The organism is Streptomyces sp. NPDC059008, assembly GCF_042749045.1.
Taxonomy (GTDB): domain Bacteria; phylum Actinomycetota; class Actinomycetes; order Streptomycetales; family Streptomycetaceae; genus Streptomyces.
The window spans coordinates 93679-117273 of the sequence record NZ_JBHYJC010000002.1 but is presented as its reverse complement, the minus strand read 5'-3'; the positions used below and the strand labels follow the sequence as shown (position 1 = coordinate 117273).

Sequence of the window (23595 nt, the reverse complement as noted above, 5' to 3'; positions counted from 1 at the left end):
GCGAGGACGGCTCGGTAACCTAGCGGCGCTGACACACCCTTAGGGCGGCTTTACGTACGCGTCGTGCCCGACGCCTGCGCGGCGCCGCCCCAGCCGTCCATCCGCGACCGGGCACGAACGTTCGGCCGCCGTAGCTCGTCAAGGAGATGCCGCCGCCGTGAGCCGCAGCCTTCGACGCGGCGTCCTCGCCGCCACCGTCCTTTCGCTCTCGATCGCCACGCTGTCCGCGTGCGGGGCCGGGAACGACGCCCAGACGCTGCAGGTCAAGCCGGACAACGCCGCGACCTCCGCCGGCGACATCAAGATCCAGAACGCGTCCGTCGTCACCCAGCCCGAGGTCGACGCCAAGGGCCCGGCCGTGGTGACCGCGACGCTGTTCAACAACGGCTCCAAGGACCAGAAGCTGACCGGGATCGCCGTCGACGGCACCGGTCAGTCGGCCAAGCTGGCGCCGGCCGGCGGCGGCTCGGGCTCGATCACCGTGCCGGCCGGCGGCTCGGTCGTGATCGGCGGCAAGGGCAACGCCTCGGCCGTCCTGGCGAGCGGCCGGGAGGCCGTCCAGGACGGAAACGTCCAGAACCTGACGTTCGACCTCAGCTCCACCGGCAAGGTGAAGATCACCGCCTTCGTCGTCCCGGCCAAGAGCTACTTCGAGGGCTACGGGCCCGCCGAGGTGCCGCAGCCGTCGGGCTCGGCCACCCCGGGCGGCACCGGCAAGCCCTCGGAGCCGGGCAAGCCGACGGAGTCCGGCACGCCCACCTCCACGGCCACGCCGACCGGCACCACCAAGCCCGCGGGGTCGTCGCACAGCGGTCACTGACCCGCTCGTCACACGTCAGGGGCGCCCCTCCGGTCCGGAGGGGCGCCCCTGGCGTATGCGGCGGTCGGCCGGCGGCCTACGGCTCGAACTTGTAGCCCAGGCCGCGGACCGTGACGAGGTAGCGCGGCGCGCCCGGGTCGGGCTCGATCTTGGCGCGCAGCCGCTTGACGTGCACGTCCAGGGTCTTGGTGTCACCGACGTAGTCGGCGCCCCAGACCCGGTCGATGAGCTGCATGCGGGTCAGCACCCGGCCCGCGTTGCGCAGCAGCATCTCCAGGAGGTCGAACTCCTTCAGGGGCAGATCGACCTTGCCGCCGGAGACCGTGACGACATGGCGGTCCACGTCCATCCGGACCGGGCCGGCCTCCAGCGCCTGCGGGGTGACCTCCTCCGGCTCGCCGCGGCGGCGGAGCACCGCGCGGATGCGAGCCACCAGCTCACGGGAGGAGAAGGGCTTGGTGACGTAGTCGTCGGCTCCTATTTCCAGGCCGACGACCTTGTCGATCTCGCTGTCCTTGGCGGTCACCATGATGACCGGGACGTTGGAGCGGCCGCGCAGCTGGCGGCAGACCTCGGTGCCGGGCAGGCCCGGCAGCATCAGGTCCAGCAGCACGAGGTCGGCGCCGTTGCGCTCGAACTCGTCGAGTCCGTCGGGGCCCGTTGCCGCGATGGCGACCTCGAAACCCTCCTTGCGAAGCATGTACGACAGTGCGTCGCTGAACGATTCCTCGTCCTCGACGACGAGCACTCGGGTCACGGAAGGACCTCCGGGGCTGGGTGGGCAGGGAGCGGATCGTTGAAGGTCTCGTACGGGCGGTCCTCGTCGTCGAGGCCCTCCGCGGAGAGGTCGGCGGGCCGTTCGCGGTCGCGGACGGCTCCGGCTTCCGGGAGACGCAGGGTGAAGGTGGAGCCCTGTCCCTCAGCGCTCCAGACCGTGACCTCCCCGCCGTGCGAGGCGGCCACATGCTTGACGATGGCGAGGCCGAGGCCGGTCCCGCCGGTGGCGCGCGAGCGCGCCGGGTCCACGCGGTAGAACCGCTCGAAGACGCGGTCCCGGTCCTTTTCGGATATCCCGATGCCCTGGTCGGTCACCGCGATCTCGATCAGGTCGCCGCCGGGCGCGGAGACCCGGCGTCCGGCGATCCCGACGCGGGTGCGCGCCGGGGAGTAGTTGACGGCGTTCTCGACGAGGTTGCCCAGAGCAGCCGCGAGCTGGCCGCGATTTCCCCATACGTGCAGGTCGGCGGTGCCTCCGGCGGCCATGGTGATCTGCTTCGCGCCGGCCTGCTGGCGGCAGCGGTCGATCGCCTCGGCGACCAGCTCGTCGACCCGGACCGGCTCGGCGTCCTCCAGCGGGTCGTCGTTCTGAACCCGGGAGAGGTCGATGAGCTCCTGGACGAGGTTGGTCAGGCGGGTGGCCTCGTTCTGCATGCGGCCGGCGAAGCGGGTGACGGCCTCGGGGTCGTCGCTGGCGTCCATCACGGCCTCGGAGAGCAGCGACAGCGCGCCGGCGGGGGTCTTGAGCTCATGGCTGACGTTGGCGACGAAGTCGCGGCGGACGGCCTCTATGCGGCGGGCCTCGGTCAGGTCCTCGACCAGCAGCAGGACGAGCCGGGAGCCGAGCGGGGCGACTCTGGCGGAGACCGCGAGCGCCTCGCCGCGGCCGGTGCCGCGGCGCGGCAGATCCAGCTCGACCTGGCGTATCTCGCCGTCCCTGCGGGTGTCGCGGGCCATCTGCAGCATCGGCTCGACGGCGAGCTTGCCGCCGCGGACCAGGCCGAGGGCGTACGCCGCCGAGCTGGCCTTGACGACGGCGTCGGCCTCGTCGAGGACCACGGCCGAGGAGCGCAGCACCGACAGCACGGTGTCGACGCCGGGCGGCAGCACCGCGTCGGTGTGCAGTGAGGTACGGGTGGGTTTGGCCTGGTCGCGCTCGCTCCAGCGGAACGCCAGCATGGCGAAGACGCCGGTGCACAGTCCGGCGATCGCTGCCACTGCGGCGACGGCCGCATCCACGTTCATGAGTCCAGAGTATGTGCCGGGTCGGACACCGCCCCAGCCTCGCGAGCGGCTGCACGAACAGCCGTCGCCCAGAGTTCACCGTGGCGTTCGTACGGGTTCACTCCGGAGGCCGGTACGGGGCGCCCGGCCGCCCGGCGGACGTCCCTGGGACACCGGCGCGAGCAGCCCGTCGCGTCGGCGCGCGGCCGGGTGAACGGCGGTGGCGGCCTCGGGGCAGTGACGTCGTCGCCCAGAGTTCACCTTCACGTCGGCGGTGGTTCACCCCGGGTGGCACCGCAGGTCGCGATCCGGCCGCAGGGTGAGGGTGCGGGTGACGGATCGGCTCAAAAGCGGCCGTGGGGCCTGGGCTCCACCGGAGCACCGGCACCGCGGGGCACCGGCTCCGTGGAGCACCGCGGGGCACCGGCTCCGTGGAGCACCGCGGGGCACCGGCTCCGTGGAGCACCGCGGGGCACCGGCTCCGTGGAGCACCGCCCTTCGGGACACGGGCCGCACGGGAACAGACCGTGAGACCGTGGGCGCAGGTCACCCCTGCCCCCGTCCCACCCCCCACACGCCACACCACCACTCGACGCGAGAGAAGGTCACAGATGCGGGACGCGTACCACGAGGAGCTCGATTCGATCGGCGAGGGCCTGGTCGAGATGGCCCGGCTCGTCGGCTCCGCGATCGGGCGCGCCACCACGGCGATACTCGACGCGGATCTCAAGCTGGCCGAGCACGTCATCGCCGCCGACGAGAAGGTCGACGACCTGCAGCGCGACCTGGAGGCCCGGGCGATCGCCCTGCTGGCGCGGCAGCAGCCGGTCGCCACGGACCTGCGGATCGTCGTCACCTCGCTGCGGATGAGCGCCGATCTGGAGCGCTCCGGCGACCTGGCCCAGCACGTGGCCAAGCTGGCCCGGCTGCGCTTCCCGGAGACGGCCGTACCGCGCGATCTGCACGCCACCATCCTGGAGATGGGGCAGCTGGCGCAGCGCCTGATGGCGAAGGCCGCCGAGGTCATCATCACCAAGGACGTCGATCTCGCGCTCCAGCTGGAGCACGACGACGACGCGATGGACATGCTGCACCGCACGCTCTTCCAGCACCTGATGGACGACCGCTGGAAGCACGGCATCGAGACGGCCGTGGACGTGACGCTGCTGGGCCGCTACTACGAGCGCTTCGCCGACCACGCGGTCTCCGTCGCCAAGCGCGTCGTCTACCTCGTGACCGGTGAGCACGCCGACGAGATCGCCCCGCCGGCGTCGGTCGAGGGCGCGTAGCCGGAGGGTGCCCTGAAGGGGGCGGGTCGACCATGTCCGTCCGCCCCCTTGAGCGACCGAGCGCCATTGACGCGTGCCTCCACGCGCCGTTGACGCGCCGTGCCGCCCGGGCTTGCAATGGGCGACGGGTGCCCCACCGGGCACCAGACGACCCCTAGGAGGCAATGCATGGCATCCATTGCGCACTCCCACACCCCCGTCGAGCACCCGCAGCCCGCCCTGATGTCCTGCTCGTGCGGCCCGGGGTGCAGCTGCGGCTGCCAGTCGGGCGGACCGTGCCAGTGCGGCGGCGGCTGCTAGCGGCACCGGCCGGCCACGGCACAGTGGCACCGCGGCCCCGGTCGGCTGATCAGCCGGCCGGGGCCGCTGCCGTGTTCGCGGGGCCGGGCTCCCGCTACGGGCAGGCCCCGCCGTACGGCAGGGTCACAGGCTGAGCGTCAGCGGATGAATCTCGTCCGCTTTATGGCCGGCGCGCTCGTGGATGCGTTGCACGGCGCCTGCCGAGGGCGCGTCCGACAGGCAGAACACGTCGCCGGACTCGGTGTCGGCCCAGGCGTGCTCGAAGGTCACGCCCTCCTCGCTCTGTATGGCGAGGTCGGCCTGGTGTGCCGCGTTGAACTTCTCGGGCGTGAGGCCCGTCATGCCGTGATGGACGTCCATGAACTTGGGCATCTGAGTCATCCTTCCGCTCGCAGACGGTGCCGGGCAGGGCTCCCGGTCCCCTCCCGCAGCCCCTGCGCCCGGTTCCCCCACAGTTCCTGCACTTCCATGCTGCCTCCGTACGCCCCGGTTCTCGCCCCAATGGCCCGCCCCCCGTTGCGCCGCCGCGCCGCGCCCGGCGAGATGGGATCCATGCAGCCGAATCCCCCCGCTTCGGACAGCCCGCCCGTACCGCCCGCCGAGCGCTCCCACTGGGTGGTGTTCGCCGGGATCCTGCTGATGCTCAGCGGCCTGTTCGACCTCATCAACGGCTTCGTGGCGCTGCTGGACCACGGCTACTACGCGACCACCGCCAACCACGGCAACCGCCTGCTGGTCTTCAACTTCGCCGCCTGGGGCTGGGTGTGGATCATCGTCGGGGTCGCGCAGATCCTGGCCGGTCTGGGCGTGCTGCTGGGCGCACGGGCCGCGCGGATCACCGGCCTCGTGCTGGCCTCCGCCTGCCTGGTCGGCCAGCTGATGTTCCTGTCGACGTTCCCGTACTGGTCGATCTTCGTGATGGTGATGTCGCTGCTCGTCATCTACGGACTGGTCGCCGAGCCCCGGCACGTGCCGGGAGCGCGGGTCTGAGTCCCGGCCGCACACGGGGTCCGTGGCGCGGCCGCCACATCTGATCCGGGGGAGCTGGTTCTGCAGACGGCGGCCCTCGTCGACAGGAGTCATGGCCCCACCGCCCCTCACCACGGCGCACCCGCAGACGAGTGAGGCAGGCGCCCCCGAGGGAGGGCCGGGGAGCGCAACTCGCCGAGCCCGGGTGTACGCACCTGATGCCCTCCAACCAGGAACACACGCGAAGGCAATCGCTCAGGCATACGAAGAATTCGGTACGGAGACCTAAGCCCGACCAGGCTCGCAGGACTCCAGAAGAGAGCTCAACACCTCCTTTCTCCCTCGGGAGGGAGTCTTTCTGGCTAGCAAGAAAGCGAGCTGACGAGCGGAAATCGCACCATCAGCGACGGTAACTCTCCACGGCGAGGGAGAGTTGCCTTCGTTCCATGCCTGGAACGATTCATTCCAGGCATGGAATTCCCACCCGCCGAGGCACGCCTCGCGAGGCAACCAGAGCGCCTCAGGAAGCCTCAGGTACGCCTAGGGAGGCCTAGGGGGAGGCCTAGGGAGGCCTAGGGAGGCCTAGGGAGCGACGGGGAGCACGGAGAAGGTGCAGAAGATAGAGGAAAGCAGCGGAAACCAGAGGAGCCTTGAAGTCCCGGAAAGCCTCGATGTCTAGTTTCGTAGACAAACCGTCTAAGAAACTAGACGGCACCCGCATTTCAGCTGCACGTTTGTGTGGCAGGTGACAGCTATGGGAAAGTTTCAGCGCATGCGAATGCCGCCCGAGCAGGGGCGGCATTCGTTTCCGTTTCCGCGTTCGGAAGCCATAGCCAGGAACCGACCACAGATGGAGGCCTCATGGTCCCACGTACAGGTGTCACCGTCGACATCCACCCCCGCGACTTGCCGATCGCGCTCATCGGCATGGCCGGTGGCGCACTCGCCCTCTGGGCCAACGCACCTACCGAGATCGCCGTCCCTGTGGCGCTGCTGATCGTCCTCGACATCCGCGTCTATCGCCGGCGCCGTCGCACCTGACGGCCCAGAGCCGGCCCCAGCCCAGCATCGAGGCCCCTACCAGCGGATACACCGCAGGTAGGGGCCTCGACCGTTCCGAGCTACTTCTTCTTGCCCTGGTTCTTCACTGCCTCGATGGCGGCCTTGGCGGCCTCCGGGTCGAGGTAGGTGCCGCCGGGCGTGAGCGGGCGGAAGTCGGCGTCCAGCTCGTAGGAGAGCGGGATGCCGGTGGGGATGTTCAGGCCGGCGATGTCCGCGTCGGAGATGCCGTCGAGGTGCTTGACCAGGGCGCGCAGGCTGTTGCCGTGGGCGGCGACCAGCACCGTGCGGCCCGCGAGGAGGTCGGGGACGATGCCGTCGTACCAGTAGGGCAGCATCCGCGTGACGACGTCCTTGAGGCACTCCGTGCGCGGGCGCAGCTCGCTGGGGATGCCGGCGTAGCGCGGGTCGTCGCTCTGGGAGAACTCGGAGCCGTCCTCAAGGGCGGGCGGCGGGGTGTCGTACGAGCGGCGCCAGAGCATGAACTGCTCCTCGCCGAACTCGGCCAGCGTCTGCGCCTTGTCCTTGCCCTGCAGCGCGCCGTAGTGGCGCTCGTTCAGCCGCCAGCTGCGGTGGACCGGGATCCAGTGCCGGTCGGCGGACTCCAGGGCCAGCTGCGCGGTGCGGATGGCGCGCTTCTGGAGGGAGGTGTGCACTACGTCGGGGAGCAGACCGGCGTCCTTGAGCAGCTCTCCGCCGCGGACCGCCTCCTTCTCGCCCTTCTCGTTGAGGTTGACGTCCACCCAGCCGGTGAACAGGTTCTTCGCGTTCCACTCGCTCTCGCCGTGACGGAGGAGGATCAGCTTGTACGGTGCGTCGGCCATGCCGTCGAGCGTAATCCAATTCCGGATATGGCCTTGCGCGGGTCCACGACCTGGGCTTCCCGGTGATGTTTGACGGTTCCCGTCAATTGGGTGGCGACGAAAGCAGACCCACAAGTAGGTTGCGAACGTCGCCTGCGCCACTTACCCACGTCCGCCGGACAGGCCGCGTACGCACCCGCGCACCACCGTGCGCCGCACCACCAGGGGGAAATGTCATGTCCGCATCCATCAGCAGCCTGAGGCGCGCCGTCGCGGAGAGCGTCTGCGGCCTCCCCCGCCAGTTCTGGTGGCTGTGGACCAGCACCCTGATCAACCGCCTCGGCGCGTTCGTCGCGACGTTCCTGGCGCTCTACCTGACCGTCGAGCGCGGCTACTCCGCCTCCTACGCCGGCCTGGTCGGCGCGCTCTACGGCCTGGGGGGCGTGGTCTCCTCCATCGGCGCCGGCGTACTGACCGACCGCCTCGGCCGCCGCCCCACCATGCTGATCGCCCAGCTGTCCACGGCGGCATCGGTGGCGCTGCTCGGCTTCATGGAGAACCCGGTCGCCATCGCGGCGGTGGCGGCCGTGGTCGGCATGGCGACCAACGCCTCCCGCCCCGCCGTCCAGGCGATGATGGCCGACATCGTCGCCCCCGAGGACCGCGTCCGCGCCTTCTCCCTCAACTACTGGGCGATCAACCTCGGCTTCGCCATCTCCTCCACGGCCGCCGGACTCATCGCCGAACACGGCTACCTGGCCCTCTTCCTGGGCGAGTCGGCACTCGTACTGGCCTGCGCCGTGGTCGTCTTCGTCAAGCTCCCCGAGTCCCGCCCCACCGCCACTACGGCGGCGAACGCCCAGGACACCGCCGCCCCCTCCCCCACCGCCGTCTCCATGCTGACCGTGCTGCGCGACGGCCGCTTCATGACCGTCGTGGGCCTCAACCTGCTGCTGGCGCTGCTCTTCCAGCAGGCGTACGTCTCGATGCCGGTGTCGATGGGTCAGAACGGCTTCTCCAGCGCCGACTTCGGCACAGTTATCGCGGTCAACGGCGTCCTGATCGTGCTGCTGCAGATCCCCGTGACGCGCTTCATCGAGCACCGCAGCCCCGCGATGCTCCTCGTCGGCTCGGCACTGCTGGCCGGCTACGGCTTCGGACTGACCGCGCTGGCGGGCTCGGTCGCCATGTACGCGCTCGCCGTCACCGTCTGGACCCTCGGCGAGATCATCAACTCCCCCACCCAGATGGGCCTGGTGGTGCGCCTCTCCCCCCTCCACGGCCGCGGCCGCTACCAGGGCATGTACGCCCTGTCGTGGTCCATCGCCACCCTGACGGCCCCTCTGCTCGGCGGCACGGTCATCGACCACTACGGCGCCGATGTCCTGTGGGCGGGCTGCGCGGTCGTCGGCACGGTGGCGGCGCTCGGCTACGGACTGCTGCTGCGGAGCCTGCCGGATCCGGCGGAACCGATCGCGCGCTCGCCTCGCGGGGCGGAGGCGCAGGGGGCGGGTACGGAGGATGCGGTCGTGCCGGTGGCAACGGGCGAGACGGTGGCGTGACGGGCGTGGCGAGGGCGGGCAGCTGTCCGTCCCGGCAACGTCGGCGGCGTCGGCGGCGCTTCGTGTTGCCGCAGGGCTAGGTGGCCGCCCTCAGCTCACGGACCATCACCGCGAACCGCGGCGAGTCCGCGAACGGCTGCCGCTCCCCCACCGGAGAATCCCGCGTGCCTGGTCGACGAACCAAGGAAACCGCTGGGTGAAGGGGTCGCCCAGCTGCGCCGCATAGGCGTGCGTCCGGCCGGCGGCACGAGAGGGTGGCGTGACGGGCGTAGCGTGGTCGATACGTCCTTCTCGCGGGGGTGGCCATGGAGTTGAACCACGAGGAACCCGGCATCGGTGAGCGCATCGCCCGGCTGCGCGCACGCCGGAAGCTGACGCAGGAAGGCCTCGCCGAGCGGGCGGGCCTGTGTGTCGACATCGTCCGCAAGCTCGAACAAGGCGTGCGTCGGACGGCTCGGCTGACCACGCTCAACGCGCTGGCCAGGGCTCTGGACGTGGAGACGTCCGTGCTCGTCGGGCAGCCCACCACCTTCGAAGTGCGCAGCGAGGGCGAGCAGCCGTCCGTCCTCGCGCTGCGTCAGGCGGTCTCGCCGGTGTCCGATCTGCTGGGTGACGATCCGGACCCCGAGGATCCGCCGGGCATCGCGGCGTTGCAGGCGTCCCTGCGGTCGACCGAGCGCATCCGGCGCGAGGGGCGGATGGCGGACATCGGTGCGCTGTTGCCGCAGTTGATCAGGGATGCGAAGGCCGTGGCCCGCGCCTCCTCCGGGAGCGAGGCGGCCGCGGCCTACTCGGTCCTGGCCGAGGCCTACCAGGTCGCGGCGACGACGCTGGCGGCCCTGGGCAAGGAGGACGCCGCGTTCACGGCCCTCGAACGTGCCATGGCAGCGGCGGCCCAGGGGGACGACCCCCATCTGGAGACCGTCGGTTTCTCCAGCCTCGCCTGGGTGCTCACCAAGCAGGGGAGGCTGGCCGACGCCGAACGTGTCGCGCTGCGTACCGCCGACCGGATCGAGCCCGGATTCCGGTCCGCGCCGGTCGAACTCTCGCTGTGGGGCATCCTGTTGCTGCGCGCGGCGACGGCGGCGGTCCGGCTGGACCGGAAGGACGCCGTACGGGAGCTGCTGGCGATGGCCGGCGCGGCGGCCGCCCGTATCGGCACCGACCGCCTCGACTACGCGACACCGTTCGGTCCGACGAACGTGGGCGTGGCGAAGGTCAACTTCCTGGTGGAGATGGCGGAGGGCGCCGAAGCCCTGCGCACCGCGCGTACCGTCCCCGAGCTGCACACTCTTCCGCCGACCTGGCGTGCACGGTTCCACGTGGACCGCGCCCTGGCCTTCGCCGACCTCCACAAGGACGACGGCGCGGTAGGGGCGCTGCTCACCGCCGAGCGCACCGCACCGGAGTGGATGCGCTACCACTCCACGAGCTGCCGCCTCGTGGCCGACCTGCGCGATCGCGAACGCCGGCGCACGTCCCCCCTCACGGAACTGGCCGACCGGCTGGACCTCGGCGGCTAGGACACGGTGTCCTGGCCGTCGGGGAAAGTGGCACAGGGCGTCACTGTCGGACGCGCGAAGCCCTGCCTAACGTTGCCGGCGCCGTCGAAGACGACGGCTCACGCGAGCAGAAGGCAGGTAGCCATGACGACTCCCCCCACCCCCCGGCTGCTCCCCTCCACCCGTCCGGACGGCAAGCCCGGCTACTTACTCACGGACCGGGACGACAGCTATGTCGCCCGGTACGCCGACGGCGTCGAGGCGTTGCAGCTCGGCATGTGCGGCGGGCTGATGGAGCACGCGCGGGCGATGATCGGCGATCCGGCGGTGGACGCACGGCAGCTGCGGTTTCTGGCGCAGCAGCTATGTGCGGCGCTGGCGGACGCGGTGCGGATCGCGCAGCTGCGCGGGGCGGGCTGACCAGCCGTACGGGGGCCGGCCGGTCGGCCCGCCCCCGTACGCTCGGTGCTCAGGCCCCCGGCGCCGTGCCGAAGTGCACGGTCTTCGCGGTCAGCAGGAACAGGTCCGTGCGGTGGTCGACGCCCGCGGGGTCGGACGGGTCGAGGAGGCGGTCCAGGGTCGCCAGGTCCTCGGCGTCCAGGAGGTCGGCGAGCACCTGGCGGCACCGCTCCAGCGACCCTCGTACGAACCGCCGTGGCCCCTCGGCCAGCGGCGCGGGGTGGTCGACGAGGAAGGTGCGGCTGCGGGCGCCGGTGAGTCCCGCGGCCCGCAGCATGCCGGGCCAGTCCTCGACCACCGCCACCGAACCGGGCAGCTCGGCCCGCATCCGGCCGAAGCGTTCCGCCATCGCCACATCGAGCCGTTCCTGCAGCCCGCACCGTCCGAAGCCGAGGTCGCGCGGGAGCCAGCGGGGCGGCAGACCGCCCTCGACGACGGCCAGTACACCGCCCGGTTCGAGCAGCCCGGCCAGCTGGTCCAGTACGCCCTGCTGGTCTCCTACGTGGTGGACGGCCTGCCCGGACCACACCAGGTCCGCCGGTCCCAGGTCGGCCAGCCCCGCCGGGAACTCGGCCACCTGGGTCCGCAGTCGGACGCCGAGCCGTTCGGCGCGCCTTTCGGCGCGGGCCAGCAGCTCCGGTGCCCCGTCCACCGCGGTGACCTCGGCCCCGGGGAAGACCGTCGCCAGCCGGCAGGCCGCGACGCCCGGACCGCTGCCGATGTCCAGGACCCGGCGCGGAGTCAGCTGCCCCAGTTCGGCGAGGGCCTGCCGGACGTAGGGGCTGTGGGTCTCGCCTTCGAGCTCCAGCAGGTCGGCCAGCGCGGCCCAGTCGAAGTCGTCGCCGTTGTGGGTGTGGTGGGTGTGGTGGCCGCTGTGGCTGTCGTGGCCCCCATGGCTTGTGTGGCCGTGGTCGTCGTGGGTCGGGTGGCCGTGGTCGTCGTGGGTCATCGCGCCTGCTCCAGTCGCTCGTGTTCGGCCAGTTCGTGGGCGGCCAGTGCGTGGCCAGTCAGTTCGTGGTCGGTCTGGTCGTGGGCGGTCTGGTCGTGGGCGGTCTGGTCGTGATCCGGGAGATCTTCCTCGGGCAGGGCTGCCTCGGCCAGGTCCTCCTCGATGAGGTCCAGGTTCACCGCGAGGGCCGCCTTGGCTCCGGCCGCGGCCGCGGTGACCACATGGGCGCGGACGTCGACCGCGTTGCCGGCCGCCCAGACGCCCGGCACGCTGGTCAGCCCGCTGGGGTCGGTGACGACCCGGCCCTCCTCGTCCCGTGCGCAGCCCAGGCCGGTGAGCAGCTCGTCACGGGGCACGGGCCGGGTGGGCACGAAGAGCGCGGTCCTCGCCACGACGGTGCCGTCCGTCAGCCGTACGCCCCGCAGCGCGTCGTCCTCGACCACCAGGCCGTCGACCGCGCCGTCCACGATCCGTATGCCGCGGGCGGTCAGCCGGGCGCGGTCGGCACCGGCCAGCGCTTCGGCGAAGCAGACCACGTCGTCCGACAACTGCCGCACCAGCAGCGCCTGGTGCACCGCCGCCGCCTCCCGGCCTGCCACCGCGAGCACGCCCAGCGGCTGATCGCGGACCTCCCAGCCGTGGCAGTACGGGCAGTGCAGCACCTCGCGCGCCCAGCGTTCGCGCAGGCCGGGGAGGTCGGGGAGCTCGTCGCGCAGGCCGGTCGCCACGATCACCCGGCGGGCGAGCACCGTGCGGTCGGCCAGTTCGGCCTCGAAGGCGAGGCGGCCGCGGCGGTCGTGGGCCGGCCGTACGGCGCGCACCTCGCCCGCCACGACCCGTCCGCCGTACCGCTCAACCTCCGCCCGGCCTGCGGCCAGCAGCTCCGCCGGCGGCGTGCCGTCGCGGGAGACGAATCCGTGCACCTCCCGGGCGGGTGCGTTCCGCGGGTCGCCGGAGTCGATCACCAGCACCCGGCGGCGGGTCCGGGACAGCATCAGCGCGGCGTTCAGCCCGCCGGCGCCGCCCCCGACGATCAGTACATCCAGTACGTCTTGCAGTCCGTCTTCCATGGTGGAGCACCTCCTGGCGCCGACCATGCGCCCGGGGGTGCTCGACGGGCAAACCTTGTTGCCGTTTCCGCAACAGGGCCGCCCGGGGGCCTCAGGACTCGGTGGTGCTCTCCCGCGTCAGATGCGCGAACGCCTCCAGATTGCGGGTGGACTCGCCGCGGGCGACCCGCCAGGCGTACTCCTTGCGGATGGCGGTGGCGAAGCCCATCTCCAGGAGGGTGTTGAAGCTGCCGTCGGCGTTCTCCAGGACCGTGCCGAGGATGCGGTCGAGCTCGTCGGGGGTGACGGCGGCGAGCGGGAGCTTGCCCACCAGATAGATGTCGCCGAGCCGGTCGATCGCGTAACTCACGCCGTAGAGGCGGGTGTTGCGTTCCAGCAGCCAGCGGTGCACGGCCTCGTGGTTCTCGTCGGGGTGGCGGACGACGAAGGCGTTGATGGACAGCGAGTGCCGGCCGACGATCAGGGAGCAGGTCGTGGAGAGCTTGCGGGTGCCGGGGAGCTTGACGACGTAGCTGCCGTCGGAGGGGGACTCCCATGCGAGGCCGGCGTCCGCCAGAGCCGACTCGATCACCTCGCGTGCCTGTTGCGCCTGTTGCACCGATCCCACCTGCCGCACCCGTCCCGTCTGTTGTGCCTGCCGCGCCGATCCCGCGTCCCGCACCTGCCGCGCGCGGTCAGCCATGCGCCGATCGTAGGTGACGCCGCCGCTCCTGCATCGCCGCGGTGTAGACCTCGCCGGTCGCGGCGGCGGCGGTGTCCCAGCCGAAGGACTGGGCGTGCCGGGCGGCGTCGGCGCCCATGCGGGTGGCCAGCGCGGGGTCGGCGACGAAACGGCGCAGGGCGCGGGCGTAGTCGGCGGGGTCGTGGCCGGCGACGAGGAAGCCGCTGACGCCGTCGCGTACGGCCACCGGGAGGCCGCCGACCGCGGCCGCGACGACGGGGGTGCCGCAGGCCTGGGCCTCGATCGCGACCAACCCGAAGGACTCGCTGTAGGAGGGCATGACCAGCACGGATGCGGCGCGGTACCAGTCGGCGAGCTGTTCCTGGCCGACCGGGGGCCGGAACTGCACCAGATCCGCGATGCCCAGCCGGGCGGCCAGCTTCTGCAGGCCCTCGGGCTTGGCCAGACCGCTGCCGCTGGGCCCGCCGACGACGGGCACGACCAGGCGGGAGCGCAGCGAGGGGTCCTCGGCCAGGAGGGCGGCGGTCGCGCGCAGCAGGATGTCGGGGGCCTTCAGGGGCTGTATTCGGCCGGCGAACAGCGGGATGACCGCGTCCTGGGGCAGGCCCAGGCGGGCGCGGGCGGCGGCCCGGCTGGCGGCGACCTCGCCGTCGGGCCGGAAGCGGTCCAGATTGACGCCGGGGTGGACGACGGCGACCTTGTCGCGCTCGGCGTCATAGTGCCGCACCAGCTCGTCCGCCTCCTCGGCGGTGTTGGCTATCAGGCGGTCCGCGGCCCGGACGATCTGCGTCTCGCCGATGACCCGGGCGGCCGGCTCCGGGGTGTCGCCGACGGCCAGCGCGGCGTTCTTGACCTTGGCCATCGTGTGCATGGCGTGCACCAGGGGGACGCCCCAGCGCTCGGCGGCCAGCCAGCCGACGTGGCCGGAGAGCCAGTAGTGCGAGTGGACCAGGTCGTAGTGGCCGGGGCGCTGGCCGGCCCAGGCGCGCATCACGCCGTGGGTGAAGGCGCACAGCTGGGCGGGGAGGTCCTCCTTGGCCAGGCCCTCGTACGGGCCGGCGTCGACATGCCGGACGAGGACGCCGGGGGCGAGCTCGACGGTGGGCGGGAGGGTGCCGGTGGTGGCGCGGGTGAAGATCTCCACCTCGATGTTGATCGAGGCGAGCTTCCTGGCCAGCTCGACGATGTAGACGTTCATGCCGCCGGCGTCGCCGGTGCCGGGCTGGTGCAGCGGCGAGGTGTGGACGCTGAGCATGGCCACGCGGCGGGGACGGCGGGGCCCGCCGGGCAGACGCAGTCGCCCCTGGCCCGGGAACGGGCCGTGGGGTCGGCTGCGGAGCCGGGACACGTATTGGCTCACGTCGGGCTACCTCCTAGGCAGGGGCGGGTGGCACGCCTCCGCCCCGGTGCAACAACGGACCCCGGCCATCCCTTCCCGTCCGGCGCCCGGTCTGCGTACTTTGCCAAAGCGTGACCATAGAACGCGGCCGAATACAGAGGTTCGCCGGGCACCCCATACTCTCGAAGCCATGGTCCGCCGCCTCTCGCCGCCCTCCTTCACCGCCGCCGCGGCCGCGGTGTCCCCTGCGCGGCCCGTCGGAAACGTCACCCGCGGGACCACCAACCCCAACCGGCTGCGCCGCATGGACCGCTGGATAGCCGCCGAACACGGCGCCGAACTGCGCCGCAGCGCCGACCCGGTCGCGGTCGACCTCGGCTACGGCGCCGCGCCCTGGACCGCGGTGGAGCTGCTGGGCAGGCTGCGCACGGTCCGCCCGGACGCCCGGGTCGTCGGCGTCGAGATCGATCCGGCGCGGGTCGAGGCCGCCCGGCCGTACGAGAGGCCGGGGCTGGACTTCCTCCACGGCGGCTTCGAGGTGCCGCTGCCGGGCGGGCGGGGGCGGGCGCCGGTGCTGATCCGGGCGGCGAACGTGCTGCGGCAGTACGACGAGGACGAGGTGGCCGCGGTCTGGCGGCGGCTGTGCGCCCGGCTGGCGCCCGGCGGACTGCTGGTGGAGGGCACCTGCGACGAGATCGGGCGGCGGCACGTGTGGGTGGCGCTGGGCCCCGAGGGACCCCGCACGGTCACCTTCGCCACCCGGCTCGGCTCCCTGGGCACTCCCTCCGACCTGGCAGAACGCCTCCCCAAGGCGCTGATCCACCGGAATGTGCCGGGCGAGCCGGTGCACGCCTTCCTGCGGGACTTCGACCGCGCCTGGGCGAGCGCCGCCCCGCTGGGCGCCCTGGGCGCGCGCCAGCGGTGGCTCGCCGCCGTGGCGGCCCTGGCGGCGGACTGGCCGCTGGCCGGCGACCCGCGGCGGCGCCGTCAGGGCGAGGTCACGGTGCGCTGGGAGGCGCTGGCTCCGCGCGGATAGCGCTGCCGCGGCCCGAGGGCGTCCTCGCTCAGGCCGCCCCCGCCGAGGCCGCTTCGGCCCGTTCCCCGGCCGCGGCCGGCCGCGCTCCCAGTTCCCGCAGCCGCAGCTCGGTCCGCGACCCGCGCGGGGCCGTGTACGTCACCAGCGACTGGTCCTCGTCGGTGCTCAGCCGGAAGCTCTCGAAGGTCACCTCGAGCTCGCCGACCTCCGGGTGCAGGATGCGCTTGGTGCCGCGCAGGCACTCGCGCACCGACTGCGTCTCCCAGATCCGCCGGAACTCCGCGCTGCGCGCCAGCAGCTCGTTGACGACCTCGCAGATCCGCACGTCGTCGGGGTGCCGGCCGCTGTCGGCGCGCAGATTGCCGACCACCTCGACGGCCTTGGCCTCCCAGTCCGGGTGCAGGGCGCGCGCCGCCGGGTGGAGGAAGACCAGCAGGGCGCTGTTGCGGCGGTCCGGCGCGAGCTCCTCCAGGTCGAAGGAGACCCGGCCGCCGAGGGTGTTGAAGGCGAGGATGTCCAGGCCGCGGCCGACGACCATGGCCGGGACGGTGGTGTCCATGGCGTCCAGGAGCTGGCGGACCTCGGGCCGTACGGTCCGGCCGACGGGGCCCGTCTCGCAGCAGTCCGCGCTGCGCCGGCGGGGCGCGGCGACGTTGTGCAGATACCTCACCTCGCCGCCGGACAGCCGCAGCGCCCGCGCGATGGCGTCCAGGACGGTCTCGGAGATGGCCTGCGCACGGCCCTGCTCGATCCGGGTGTAGTAGTCGACGCTGATCCCGGCGAGCTGGGCGACCTCCTCGCGCCGCAGTCCGCGCACCCGCCGGCGGCCGACCCCGCCGGGCAGGCCGAGGTCGGCCGGGTCGAGCGCGGCGCGGCGCGCCTTGAGGAAGGAGCTGATCTCGATTTCCGCGTGCAGCATCCGTCCAGTATGCGACGCACGGCCGGCCGGGTGGTTCCGCCGGACCCAGGCTGCGACGGGCCTGGTCCGCTCGCGGTCAGGGCACCAGGGTGGTCCGCACACCCCTTGGAGGGACGTATCCCGGGGGACGGACAAGGAGTGACGCATGCAGCGCAGGATCCTCGGCGGCACCGGCATCTCGGTCAGCGAGTACGCACTGGGCGCGATGATGCTCGGCGCCTGGGGCAACACCGACCACGACGAGTGCGTGCGCCTGGTGCACCGGGCGCTGGACGCCGGCATCAACTTCGTCGACACCGCGGACGTCTACTCCGCCGGCGAGTCCGAGGAGATCGTCGGCAAGGCGCTCAAGGGGCGCCGCGACGACGTCGTACTGGCCACCAAGTTCTTCAACTCGATGGGACCGGACGCCAACCACGGCGGCAACTCCCGCCGTTGGATCGTCCGCGCCGTGGAGGACAGCCTGCGCCGGCTCGGCACCGACCACATCGACCTCTACCAGGTGCACCGCCCCGACCCCACCACCGACATCGACGAGACGCTCGCCGCGCTCTCGGACCTGGTGCGGGCCGGCAAGGTCCGGGCGATCGGCACCTCGACCTTCCCGGCCGAGCAGATCGTCGAGGCCCACTGGGCCGCCGAGCGCCGCGGCCACGTCCGTCCGCGCACCGAGCAGCCGCCGTACTCGATGCTGGCGCGCGACGCGGAGAACGCGGTGCTGCCGACCGCCCAGCGCTACGGCATGGGCGTGCTGACCTGGGGCCCGCTCAGCGCCGGCTGGCTCTCCGGCCGGGCCCTGTCGGACAGTTCGCGGGCCGGCATGGAAACGGGGAAGTTCGACCTCTCGTTGCCGGAGAACGCCCGCAAGGCGGAGGCGGTCGCCGCCCTGTCCGAGGTCGCCGCGGACGCGGGCCTGCCGCTGCCGCACCTGGCGACCGCGTTCGTGCGCAGCCACCCGGCGGTGACCTCCGTCATCATCGGCCCGCGCACCCTCGACCAGCTCGACAGCCTGCTGGAGGGCTCCCAGGTCACCCTGGACGCGGAGATCCTGGACCGCATCGACGCCATCGTCCCGCCCGGCACCGATCTCAACCGGGCGGACAGCTACTATCTGCCGCCGGCCGTCGAGGACGCGTCGCTGCGGCGGCGCTGAGCGCACCGGCCCGGTGGCCGGACGGCCGGTCCGGCCCCGGGCCCCGCGGGGCTCACCGCCCCAGACTTGCGGCCTTCTCGGCGCGCCGCGCGAAGACGTCCTCTCGGCGGTCCTCCATCTGCCGCAGCGCGTCCTTGCGGTCCGCCTTGGAGAGCCGGTCGAGGTAGGTGTGGCCGACGAGGTGATCGGTCTCGTGCTGCAGGCACCGGGCGAAGTAGCCCGTCCCCTCGATGACATGGGGGTTGCCGTCCTTGTCGAAGCCGCGGACGACGGCACGGTCGGTACGGGGGACCGACATCGTGGCGCCGGGCACGGACAGACAGCCCTCGGAGTCGTCGATGAGCCGGCGGCTGCCCGGGTCGGGCAGTTCCAGCACCGGGTTGACGAGGTGGCCGACGTGCCGGACCCCTTCGTCGTCGGGGCAGTCGTACACGAACAGCCGCAGGTCGACGCCCACTTGGTTGGCGGCCAGACCGGCACCGGTGGCCACGTACATCGTCACGAACATGTCGTCGATCAACGCCGACAGCTCCGGCGTCCCGAACTCGGTCACCTCCCGGCACGGGCGGCCGAGGACCTCCTCGCCGACCACCGTGACACGGCGCACCGAGCCCCGCTCCGCCTCCGGCGGCAGCGCCGGGTACGAGTCGACGGGACGGCCCTGCAGTCGGACCCGCCGGTCGACGGGTCGGGACCGCTCACGACGAAAAGGCATAGCTGTCTCCCCTATTTCACACATGCCACAGCGGCCGCGGAGGTCACCGCGACCCGATGCCTTCAGCCAGGACCAGTGCTTGCCAAGGCCTTTGCAAAGTAGCAGAATTTGCAAAGTGACTGAAGACGACCTCACCACTCCGGACGGCCGGACCGGCGGCACCGGCGGCACCGGCGAGGGATTGCGCGAGCACGAGGTCCGCGCGGCCCTGCTGGACCTGCTCGCCGAAGTCGGCACCGTCACCGCGACCGAAGCCGCCTCCCGGCTGGGCTACAGCTCCGGCCTGTGCTCCTTCCACCTGCGCCAGCTCGCCCGCCACGGATACCTCGAGGAGGCCCCGCGCAGCGGGGGCCGCGCCCGCCCCTGGCGGCTGCGGCGGCCCGCCCCCGCCGCCGGCGGCCCCGCGGAGGACCAGTTCGGCGATCTGGCCCGCGGGCTGGAGGACGAGAGCTGGCAGCGATGGCTGACGCAGCGGGACGCGGCCCCGCCCGAGTGGCGCCACGACGAAGCCTTCAGCGCCGTCGCCTACCTGACCCCAGAGGAGATGAGCCGGGTCGCGGAGACGATCCGACGAGCGCTCGCCCCCTACCGCGACCGCGAACAACGCCCCCTGGCCCGCCCCGACGACGCCCTCCCGGTGGCCCTGATCACCCGACTGTTCCCCCTGCTTCCGCACGCACGGGGCGAGGAGGACGGGGCCTGAGGCGTCGGCGGGGCCGCGTGCCCGCTAAGGGAGACGCCCCACGCCCGCGGACTCAGGCCAGGTGCAAGGACGCCAACAGCGCGTCCACCAGGGGCCGGTCGCGTTCGTGGGTGAGGCGGTCGCGGGCCTGGGCGGGTGGGAGCCAGGCCAGGCGGTCGACCTCGGCGTTCGGGGTGAAGGCGCCGGCGACGGCCTCGGCGGCCCAGTAGCGGACCTGCTTGGGGCGGTTGCCGGCGAGGTAGCTGGCGGTCGGGAGCGGGGCGCCGAGGCGGCAGTCCATCCCCGTCTCCTCCGCCACTTCGCGCACCGCGCCGGCCAGCGCGTCCTCACCGCGCTTGAGCTTGCCCTTGGGGTGCGACCAGTCGTCGTACTTGGGGCGGTGGACCAGGCCGATCTCCAGCCCGTCCTCGGACGCCGCGCGGCGCCACAGCACGCAGCCGGCGGCGCGTACCGGCTTCTGAGGGACGGTCACCTCCCCACCCCCTCAGCCCCTGGGCGCCCTGGACAGCCACACCCGGCCGAACGCGAACCGGGCCGCCTCCACCTGATGGCGCTGATCGGCGTGCAGCACCCCCAGGGCGTAGGCCGTGGCGGGGGCGATGCGGGGGGTGCGGGCCGCGGCGGCGGCAGCGGCGGCGGCCTCCGCGGCGTCGCGGTGGCGCTCCAGTGCACAGGCTGCCTCCAGGAGCCGGGGGTCGGCGCCCTCCGGCGCGAGGACCTCCTGGGCGTAGCGACTCAGCCGCACCAGGAGCCGGACCTGGTGCCAGGGCGCGTCCTGGCGGTGGTCGGCGGTCAGCGCCTCGGCGTTGTACGGGTACCCGGCACGCGACAGCGGCAGCGCCGCGACCGCCTCGGTCAGCCGCCGGTGCGCCTGCTCGGCGAGCGGCGGCAGCGCCTCGGCGGCCGGCAGCTCCGCGGTCGTACGGGCCAGTGGGGCCTCGGAGGCGAGTACCGCGACGGCGTCGGCGACGGCGTGGAAGCGGGAGGAGCCCAGCGCCTGCAGCGCGGCGGAGTGGGCGCGGGTGCGGGCGAGGGTGAGCTGGCGGTCCAGCAGCGCCCCGGCCCGCGCGGCACCGGCCGACAGCGCGGCGTCGGGATCCGCCTCGGAGGGGGGAGCGGCGGCCGACGCCTCCGGGGAGGTGCCGGACGATACGGAGGGTGCGGGGCGTTGACCCGCGGGCGTCCGGTCGGTGCGCTTGGCGCGTTCGCCCCGGCCGCCCCGTTCGCCGCGTGCGGACCGCTCGGGCCGTTCCCCCCGGCCCGTCAGCCGCTGCAGCGCCGCCATCAGCCGCTCGCGGCGGGCCTCGCAGGCCTGCTCGCGGGCGAGGGTGCCGGACAACCAGCCCAGTTCGGCCAGGAGTTGGTCGGCCCAGGCCTCCTCGGTCAGCGGCCGGAAGGTGTGCAGGGTGGCGCTGATCCGGCGGGCGGCGCGGCGCAGCTGGCGGGCGGCCTCGCCGGCGCCCTCGGCGTCCGGGCCGCTCTCGCGGTGCAGCCGCAGACTGCGCAGGAACTCCGCGGACTGCCGGTGCAGATAGCCGGCGAGCACCTCCTCGGCGGTCCCGGCCGGGCCGGCGCCGAGGGCGGAGTCGGTGCCGGGTGCGCCGCCGGATGCCTCGTCGTCGGCGCCGTACGGCCCGTCCACCACCGCGGCACGGGCTCCGGGCGCCGCGCCGGGCTCGTATCCGGCACCGAGGAGACCGGCCGGCCCCCCGATCGGCTGGTCATGTCGCTGGGCCACGCCGGCGCCTCCGGGCGTCAATGAGCATTTCCTGTACGTTGCGCAGCGGCGCGCCGTCCGCGTCCACCGCGCGCCGGTTCCAGTCGCCGTCCGGTCCCAGGTGCCAGGAGGACGTGGAGTCCGCCGTCCCGGTCTCCAGCAGCCGGTTGAGGGAGGCGCGGTGGGCCGGGTCGGCCACCCGCACCAGCGCCTCGATCCGCCGGTCCAGGTTGCGGTGCATCATGTCGGCGCTGCCCAGCCACACCTCGGGCTCGCCGCCGTTGCCGAAGACGAAGACCCGGGAGTGCTCCAGGAAGCGGCCGAGGATGCTGCGGACGCGGATGTTCTCGCTCAGGCCGGTGACCCCCGGGCGCAGCGCGCAGATGCCGCGCACCCAGATGTCGACCGGTACGCCCGCCTGCGAGGCACGGTAGAGGGCGTCGATGACGGCCTCGTCGACCATCGAGTTGACCTTGATGCGGACGTAGGCGGGGCGGCCCGCGCGGTGGTGCGCGGCCTCCTTGTTGATGCGCTGGACCAGGCCGTCCCGCAGGGACTTGGGGGCGACCAGGAGCCGGCGGTAGGTCTCGCGGCGGGAGTAGCCGGAGAGCCGGTTGAAGAGGTCGGAGAGGTCCGCGCCGACCTGCGGGTCGGCGGTCAGCAGGCCGAGGTCCTCGTACAGCCGGGCCGTCTTGGGGTGGTAGTTGCCGGTGCCCACATGGGAGTAGCGGCGCAGCATCTCGCCTTCCTGGCGGACGACCAGGGAGAGCTTGCAGTGGGTCTTGAGGCCGACCAGGCCGTAGACGACATGGCAGCCGGCCTCCTCCAGCTTCCGCGCCCACTTGATGTTGGCCTGCTCGTCGAACCGGGCCTTGATCTCGACCAGGACGAGGACCTGCTTGCCGGATTCGGCGGCGTCTATCAGGGCGTCGACGATCGGTGAGTCCCCGGAGGTGCGGTAGAGCGTCTGCTTGATCGCCAGGACGTCGGGGTCGGCGGCGGCCTGCTCCAGGAAGGACTGCACGGAGGTGGAGAAGGAGTCGTAGGGGTGGTGCAGCAGGACGTCGCGCACGCGCAGGGCCGCGAAGATGTCGGGGGCCGAGGCGGACTCGACCTCGGCGAGGTCGCGGTGGGTGCCGGCGACGAACTTGGGGTACTTCAGCTCGGGCCGGTCCAGCGCTCCTATCCCGAACAGGCCGGTCAGATCCAGCGGGCCGGGGAGCGGGTAGACCTCGGCGTCGGAGATCTTCAGCTCCTGGACCAGCAGGTCGAGCACGGCGGGGTCGATGGACTCCTCGACCTCCAGGCGGACCGGCGGTCCGAAGCGCCGCCGCATCAGCTCCTTCTCCAGCGCCTGGAGGAGGTTCTCCGCGTCGTCCTCCTCGACCTCCAGGTCCTCGTTGCGGGTGACCCGGAACATGTGGTGCGCGCGCACCTCCATGCCCGGGAACAGCTCCTCCAGGTGGGCGGCGATGACGTCCTCGATGGGGACGTAGCGCTGCGGGGAGGCCTCCAGGAAGCGGGAGAGCAGCGGCGGCACCTTGACCCGCGCGAAGTGGTCGTGGCCGCTGACGGGGTTGCGCACGACGACGGCGAGGTTCAGCGAGAGGCCGGAGATGTAGGGGAAGGGGTGCGCGGGGTCCACCGCCAGTGGGGTGAGCACCGGGAAGATCTGCTGGCGGAAGAGGGTGAACAGGCGGGCCTGCTCCTTCTCGGTCAGCTCCGGCCAGCGGATCAGATGGATGCCCTGCTCGGCGAGCTCGGGGGCGATGTCCTGCTGGTAGCAGGCGGCGTGCCGGGCCATGAGCTCGCGCGAGCGCGTCCAGATCTGCTCCAGCACCTCGCGGGGCTGCAGGCCCGACGCGGAGCGGGTGGCCACGCCCGTGGCTATCCGCCGCTTGAGCCCGGCGACGCGGACCATGAAGAACTCGTCGAGGTTGCTGGCGAAAATCGCCAGGAAGTTAGCCCGTTCGAGGAGGGGGGTGGCCGGGTCCTCGGCCAGTTCGAGCACCCGCTCGTTGAACGCCAGCCAGCTGCGCTCGCGGTCCAGGAAGCGGCCGCCCGGCAGCTCCTCGCCGTCCGCGCCCACCACGCCCTGGTCCTCGTACGCGTCCGGATCGGCGTCCAGGTCCGGCTCCAGGCCCGGCACCGTCCCACGGACCGCGTTCGGGCGGTGCGCGGCGATGGAGCCCACGGACGGCTGGGCCGAGGGGGCCGGGGCCTGCGGGGGCTTCGTGGTCGGCATCTCGGGCTGGACCTGGGCCTGAGCGCTGGGCTGCTGGTTCATGGCCTTATTCTTCCGCGTCCCCGGGGTTCCAGGCGCGTCAGGAGGAGGCGGCGCGAGACGGAGCCTCGGGTTGGGGACGTTCGGCACAGCGGGCTGCATTCAGCGATGCTCGCAAGCAACATTGAATCACTGGTAACGCGGATATGGCGGACAGGCAATCGGGGTGCCACGGGCGGGGGCGGGCACCGGCCCGGATGCCGCCTCCCGGCGCCTTCCCGCGCCCCTCGGCGACGCCAAGATAGCGGCCGTGCCGCCGGGGCG

Annotated in this window: 23 protein-coding genes; 10 read left to right on the top strand and 13 right to left on the bottom strand. The window is 72.6% G+C overall.

Translation table 11 applies throughout. The features are described from left to right. The first annotated feature begins 157 nt into the window (after window positions 1-157). A complete protein-coding gene (locus tag ACFWZH_RS03390) occupies window positions 158-820 on the top strand; it encodes a DUF461 domain-containing protein (RefSeq protein WP_384424838.1) in 663 nt (220 codons plus the stop codon). A gap of 76 nt (window positions 821-896) precedes the next feature. Here the strand turns inward: ACFWZH_RS03390 and ACFWZH_RS03385 are convergent, their stop codons facing one another. Together ACFWZH_RS03385 and ACFWZH_RS03380 are read right to left on the bottom strand one after the other, a co-directional pair. Beyond that, window positions 897-1577: a response regulator transcription factor gene (locus ACFWZH_RS03385; RefSeq protein ID WP_006603892.1), complete on the bottom strand. Its 681-nt coding sequence runs from the start codon at window positions 1575-1577 to the stop codon at window positions 897-899. After that, entirely contained in the window at window positions 1574-2842 is a 1269-nt protein-coding gene (locus tag ACFWZH_RS03380) for a sensor histidine kinase (RefSeq protein ID WP_384424836.1), read from the bottom strand. The genes ACFWZH_RS03385 and ACFWZH_RS03380 overlap by 4 nt, the downstream gene beginning before the upstream one ends. 590 nt (window positions 2843-3432) lie before the next feature. On the opposite strand from ACFWZH_RS03380, the gene phoU reads away from it, so the two are divergent. Beyond that, window positions 3433-4110 carry a phosphate signaling complex protein PhoU gene (phoU, locus tag ACFWZH_RS03375; protein ID WP_384424834.1) on the top strand — a complete coding sequence of 226 codons (678 nt, stop codon included), beginning with the start codon at window positions 3433-3435 and terminating at the stop codon, window positions 4108-4110. Between the two features lie 423 nt (window positions 4111-4533). Here phoU and ACFWZH_RS03370 read toward each other — a convergent pair whose 3' ends face one another. Further along, the gene (locus ACFWZH_RS03370) at window positions 4534-4782 is read right to left on the bottom strand and encodes an SCO4226 family nickel-binding protein (protein ID WP_384424832.1); all 249 of its coding nucleotides are present in this window, start codon (window positions 4780-4782) and stop codon (window positions 4534-4536) included. A gap of 180 nt (window positions 4783-4962) precedes the next feature. On the opposite strand from ACFWZH_RS03370, the gene ACFWZH_RS03365 reads away from it, so the two are divergent. Then, complete coding sequence (locus ACFWZH_RS03365) at window positions 4963-5400, top strand: hypothetical protein (RefSeq protein WP_384424830.1); 438 nt, start codon at window positions 4963-4965, stop codon at window positions 5398-5400. An 840-nt stretch (window positions 5401-6240) separates the two neighbouring features. Then, window positions 6241-6420 (top strand): hypothetical protein, encoded by a 180-nt coding sequence (locus ACFWZH_RS03360; protein ID WP_384424828.1) that lies wholly within the window; start codon window positions 6241-6243, stop codon window positions 6418-6420. Window positions 6421-6500: 80 nt separating this feature from the next. On the opposite strand, the gene ACFWZH_RS03355 is transcribed toward ACFWZH_RS03360, so the two are convergent. After that, window positions 6501-7262: a phosphoglyceromutase gene (locus tag ACFWZH_RS03355; RefSeq protein WP_384424826.1), complete on the bottom strand. Its 762-nt coding sequence runs from the start codon at window positions 7260-7262 to the stop codon at window positions 6501-6503. A gap of 215 nt (window positions 7263-7477) precedes the next feature. Between ACFWZH_RS03355 and ACFWZH_RS03350 the strand changes: the two genes are divergently transcribed. From ACFWZH_RS03350 to ACFWZH_RS03340, 3 genes are all read left to right on the top strand, one after another. Next, on the top strand, window positions 7478-8803 hold the full coding sequence (locus ACFWZH_RS03350) for an MDR family MFS transporter (RefSeq protein ID WP_384424825.1): 1326 nt from the start codon (window positions 7478-7480) through the stop codon (window positions 8801-8803). Between the two features lie 305 nt (window positions 8804-9108). Beyond that, entirely contained in the window at window positions 9109-10326 is a 1218-nt protein-coding gene (locus ACFWZH_RS03345; RefSeq protein ID WP_384424823.1) for a helix-turn-helix domain-containing protein, read from the top strand. A 123-nt stretch (window positions 10327-10449) separates the two neighbouring features. Next, window positions 10450-10725, top strand: a complete 276-nt coding sequence (locus tag ACFWZH_RS03340) for a hypothetical protein (RefSeq protein WP_384424821.1) — start codon at window positions 10450-10452, stop codon at window positions 10723-10725. A gap of 49 nt (window positions 10726-10774) precedes the next feature. Here ACFWZH_RS03340 and ACFWZH_RS03335 read toward each other — a convergent pair whose 3' ends face one another. From ACFWZH_RS03335 to mshA, 4 genes are all read right to left on the bottom strand, one after another. Beyond that, window positions 10775-11713 (bottom strand): class I SAM-dependent methyltransferase, encoded by a 939-nt coding sequence (locus tag ACFWZH_RS03335; protein WP_384424819.1) that lies wholly within the window; start codon window positions 11711-11713, stop codon window positions 10775-10777. Then, window positions 11710-12783 (bottom strand): NAD(P)/FAD-dependent oxidoreductase, encoded by a 1074-nt coding sequence (locus ACFWZH_RS03330; RefSeq protein WP_384424817.1) that lies wholly within the window; start codon window positions 12781-12783, stop codon window positions 11710-11712. The genes ACFWZH_RS03335 and ACFWZH_RS03330 overlap by 4 nt, the downstream gene beginning before the upstream one ends. A 91-nt stretch (window positions 12784-12874) precedes the next feature. Beyond that, window positions 12875-13465: a YbjN domain-containing protein gene (locus ACFWZH_RS03325; RefSeq protein WP_384424815.1), complete on the bottom strand. Its 591-nt coding sequence runs from the start codon at window positions 13463-13465 to the stop codon at window positions 12875-12877. Continuing rightward, complete coding sequence (mshA, locus tag ACFWZH_RS03320) at window positions 13458-14825, bottom strand: D-inositol-3-phosphate glycosyltransferase (protein WP_384424813.1); 1368 nt, start codon at window positions 14823-14825, stop codon at window positions 13458-13460. Before mshA ends, ACFWZH_RS03325 begins: the two co-directional genes overlap by 8 nt. A gap of 169 nt (window positions 14826-14994) precedes the next feature. Between mshA and ACFWZH_RS03315 the strand changes: the two genes are divergently transcribed. Continuing rightward, entirely contained in the window at window positions 14995-15840 is an 846-nt protein-coding gene (locus ACFWZH_RS03315) for a class I SAM-dependent methyltransferase (RefSeq protein WP_384424811.1), read from the top strand. Between the two features lie 28 nt (window positions 15841-15868). Here the strand turns inward: ACFWZH_RS03315 and ACFWZH_RS03310 are convergent, their stop codons facing one another. Further along, complete coding sequence (locus ACFWZH_RS03310) at window positions 15869-16759, bottom strand: helix-turn-helix transcriptional regulator (RefSeq protein WP_384424809.1); 891 nt, start codon at window positions 16757-16759, stop codon at window positions 15869-15871. Window positions 16760-16904: 145 nt separating this feature from the next. Here ACFWZH_RS03310 and ACFWZH_RS03305 point away from each other — a divergent pair, with 145 nt between their 5' ends. Further along, window positions 16905-17912, top strand: coding sequence for an aldo/keto reductase (locus tag ACFWZH_RS03305; protein WP_384424807.1), 1008 nt, complete (start codon window positions 16905-16907; stop codon window positions 17910-17912). Between the two features lie 52 nt (window positions 17913-17964). Here ACFWZH_RS03305 and def read toward each other — a convergent pair whose 3' ends face one another. Next, entirely contained in the window at window positions 17965-18627 is a 663-nt protein-coding gene (gene def, locus ACFWZH_RS03300; protein WP_384424805.1) for a peptide deformylase, read from the bottom strand. Between the two features lie 115 nt (window positions 18628-18742). Here def and ACFWZH_RS03295 point away from each other — a divergent pair, with 115 nt between their 5' ends. Beyond that, complete coding sequence (locus tag ACFWZH_RS03295) at window positions 18743-19330, top strand: winged helix-turn-helix domain-containing protein (protein WP_384424803.1); 588 nt, start codon at window positions 18743-18745, stop codon at window positions 19328-19330. A gap of 52 nt (window positions 19331-19382) precedes the next feature. On the opposite strand, the gene ACFWZH_RS03290 is transcribed toward ACFWZH_RS03295, so the two are convergent. Genes ACFWZH_RS03290 through ACFWZH_RS03280 form a run of 3 tightly spaced genes read right to left on the bottom strand, consistent with a single transcriptional unit; the run spans window position 19383 to window position 23334 of the window. After that, window positions 19383-19802, bottom strand: coding sequence for an NUDIX hydrolase (locus tag ACFWZH_RS03290; RefSeq protein ID WP_384424802.1), 420 nt, complete (start codon window positions 19800-19802; stop codon window positions 19383-19385). Between the two features lie 12 nt (window positions 19803-19814). Further along, window positions 19815-21089 carry a CHAD domain-containing protein gene (locus ACFWZH_RS03285; protein WP_384424800.1) on the bottom strand — a complete coding sequence of 425 codons (1275 nt, stop codon included), beginning with the start codon at window positions 21087-21089 and terminating at the stop codon, window positions 19815-19817. Then, the gene (locus ACFWZH_RS03280; RefSeq protein WP_384424799.1) at window positions 21052-23334 is read right to left on the bottom strand and encodes an RNA degradosome polyphosphate kinase; all 2283 of its coding nucleotides are present in this window, start codon (window positions 23332-23334) and stop codon (window positions 21052-21054) included. The genes ACFWZH_RS03285 and ACFWZH_RS03280 overlap by 38 nt, the downstream gene beginning before the upstream one ends. Window positions 23335-23595: the final 261 nt, after the last annotated feature.

What these genes read in the sequence shown, in the direction of transcription:
- ACFWZH_RS03365 (WP_384424830.1), top strand. Translation starts at nt 4,963, where the DNA reads ATGCAGCCGAATCCCCCCGCTTCGGACAGCCCGCCCGTACCGCCCGCC.
- ACFWZH_RS03345 (WP_384424823.1), top strand. Translation starts at nt 9,109, where the DNA reads ATGGAGTTGAACCACGAGGAACCCGGCATCGGTGAGCGCATCGCCCGG.
- ACFWZH_RS03350 (WP_384424825.1), top strand. Translation starts at nt 7,478, where the DNA reads ATGTCCGCATCCATCAGCAGCCTGAGGCGCGCCGTCGCGGAGAGCGTC.
- phoU (WP_384424834.1), top strand. Translation starts at nt 3,433, where the DNA reads ATGCGGGACGCGTACCACGAGGAGCTCGATTCGATCGGCGAGGGCCTG.
- ACFWZH_RS03310 (WP_384424809.1), bottom strand. Translation starts at nt 16,759, where the DNA reads ATGCTGCACGCGGAAATCGAGATCAGCTCCTTCCTCAAGGCGCGCCGC.
- ACFWZH_RS03315 (WP_384424811.1), top strand. Translation starts at nt 14,995, where the DNA reads ATGGTCCGCCGCCTCTCGCCGCCCTCCTTCACCGCCGCCGCGGCCGCG.
- ACFWZH_RS03340 (WP_384424821.1), top strand. Translation starts at nt 10,450, where the DNA reads ATGACGACTCCCCCCACCCCCCGGCTGCTCCCCTCCACCCGTCCGGAC.
- ACFWZH_RS03305 (WP_384424807.1), top strand. Translation starts at nt 16,905, where the DNA reads ATGCAGCGCAGGATCCTCGGCGGCACCGGCATCTCGGTCAGCGAGTAC.
- ACFWZH_RS03335 (WP_384424819.1), bottom strand. Translation starts at nt 11,713, where the DNA reads ATGACCCACGACGACCACGGCCACCCGACCCACGACGACCACGGCCAC.
- ACFWZH_RS03355 (WP_384424826.1), bottom strand. Translation starts at nt 7,262, where the DNA reads ATGGCCGACGCACCGTACAAGCTGATCCTCCTCCGTCACGGCGAGAGC.
- ACFWZH_RS03360 (WP_384424828.1), top strand. Translation starts at nt 6,241, where the DNA reads ATGGTCCCACGTACAGGTGTCACCGTCGACATCCACCCCCGCGACTTG.
- ACFWZH_RS03325 (WP_384424815.1), bottom strand. Translation starts at nt 13,465, where the DNA reads ATGGCTGACCGCGCGCGGCAGGTGCGGGACGCGGGATCGGCGCGGCAG.
- ACFWZH_RS03330 (WP_384424817.1), bottom strand. Translation starts at nt 12,783, where the DNA reads ATGGAAGACGGACTGCAAGACGTACTGGATGTACTGATCGTCGGGGGC.
- ACFWZH_RS03280 (WP_384424799.1), bottom strand. Translation starts at nt 23,334, where the DNA reads ATGAACCAGCAGCCCAGCGCTCAGGCCCAGGTCCAGCCCGAGATGCCG.
- ACFWZH_RS03370 (WP_384424832.1), bottom strand. Translation starts at nt 4,782, where the DNA reads ATGCCCAAGTTCATGGACGTCCATCACGGCATGACGGGCCTCACGCCC.
- def (WP_384424805.1), bottom strand. Translation starts at nt 18,627, where the DNA reads ATGCCTTTTCGTCGTGAGCGGTCCCGACCCGTCGACCGGCGGGTCCGA.
- ACFWZH_RS03380 (WP_384424836.1), bottom strand. Translation starts at nt 2,842, where the DNA reads ATGAACGTGGATGCGGCCGTCGCCGCAGTGGCAGCGATCGCCGGACTG.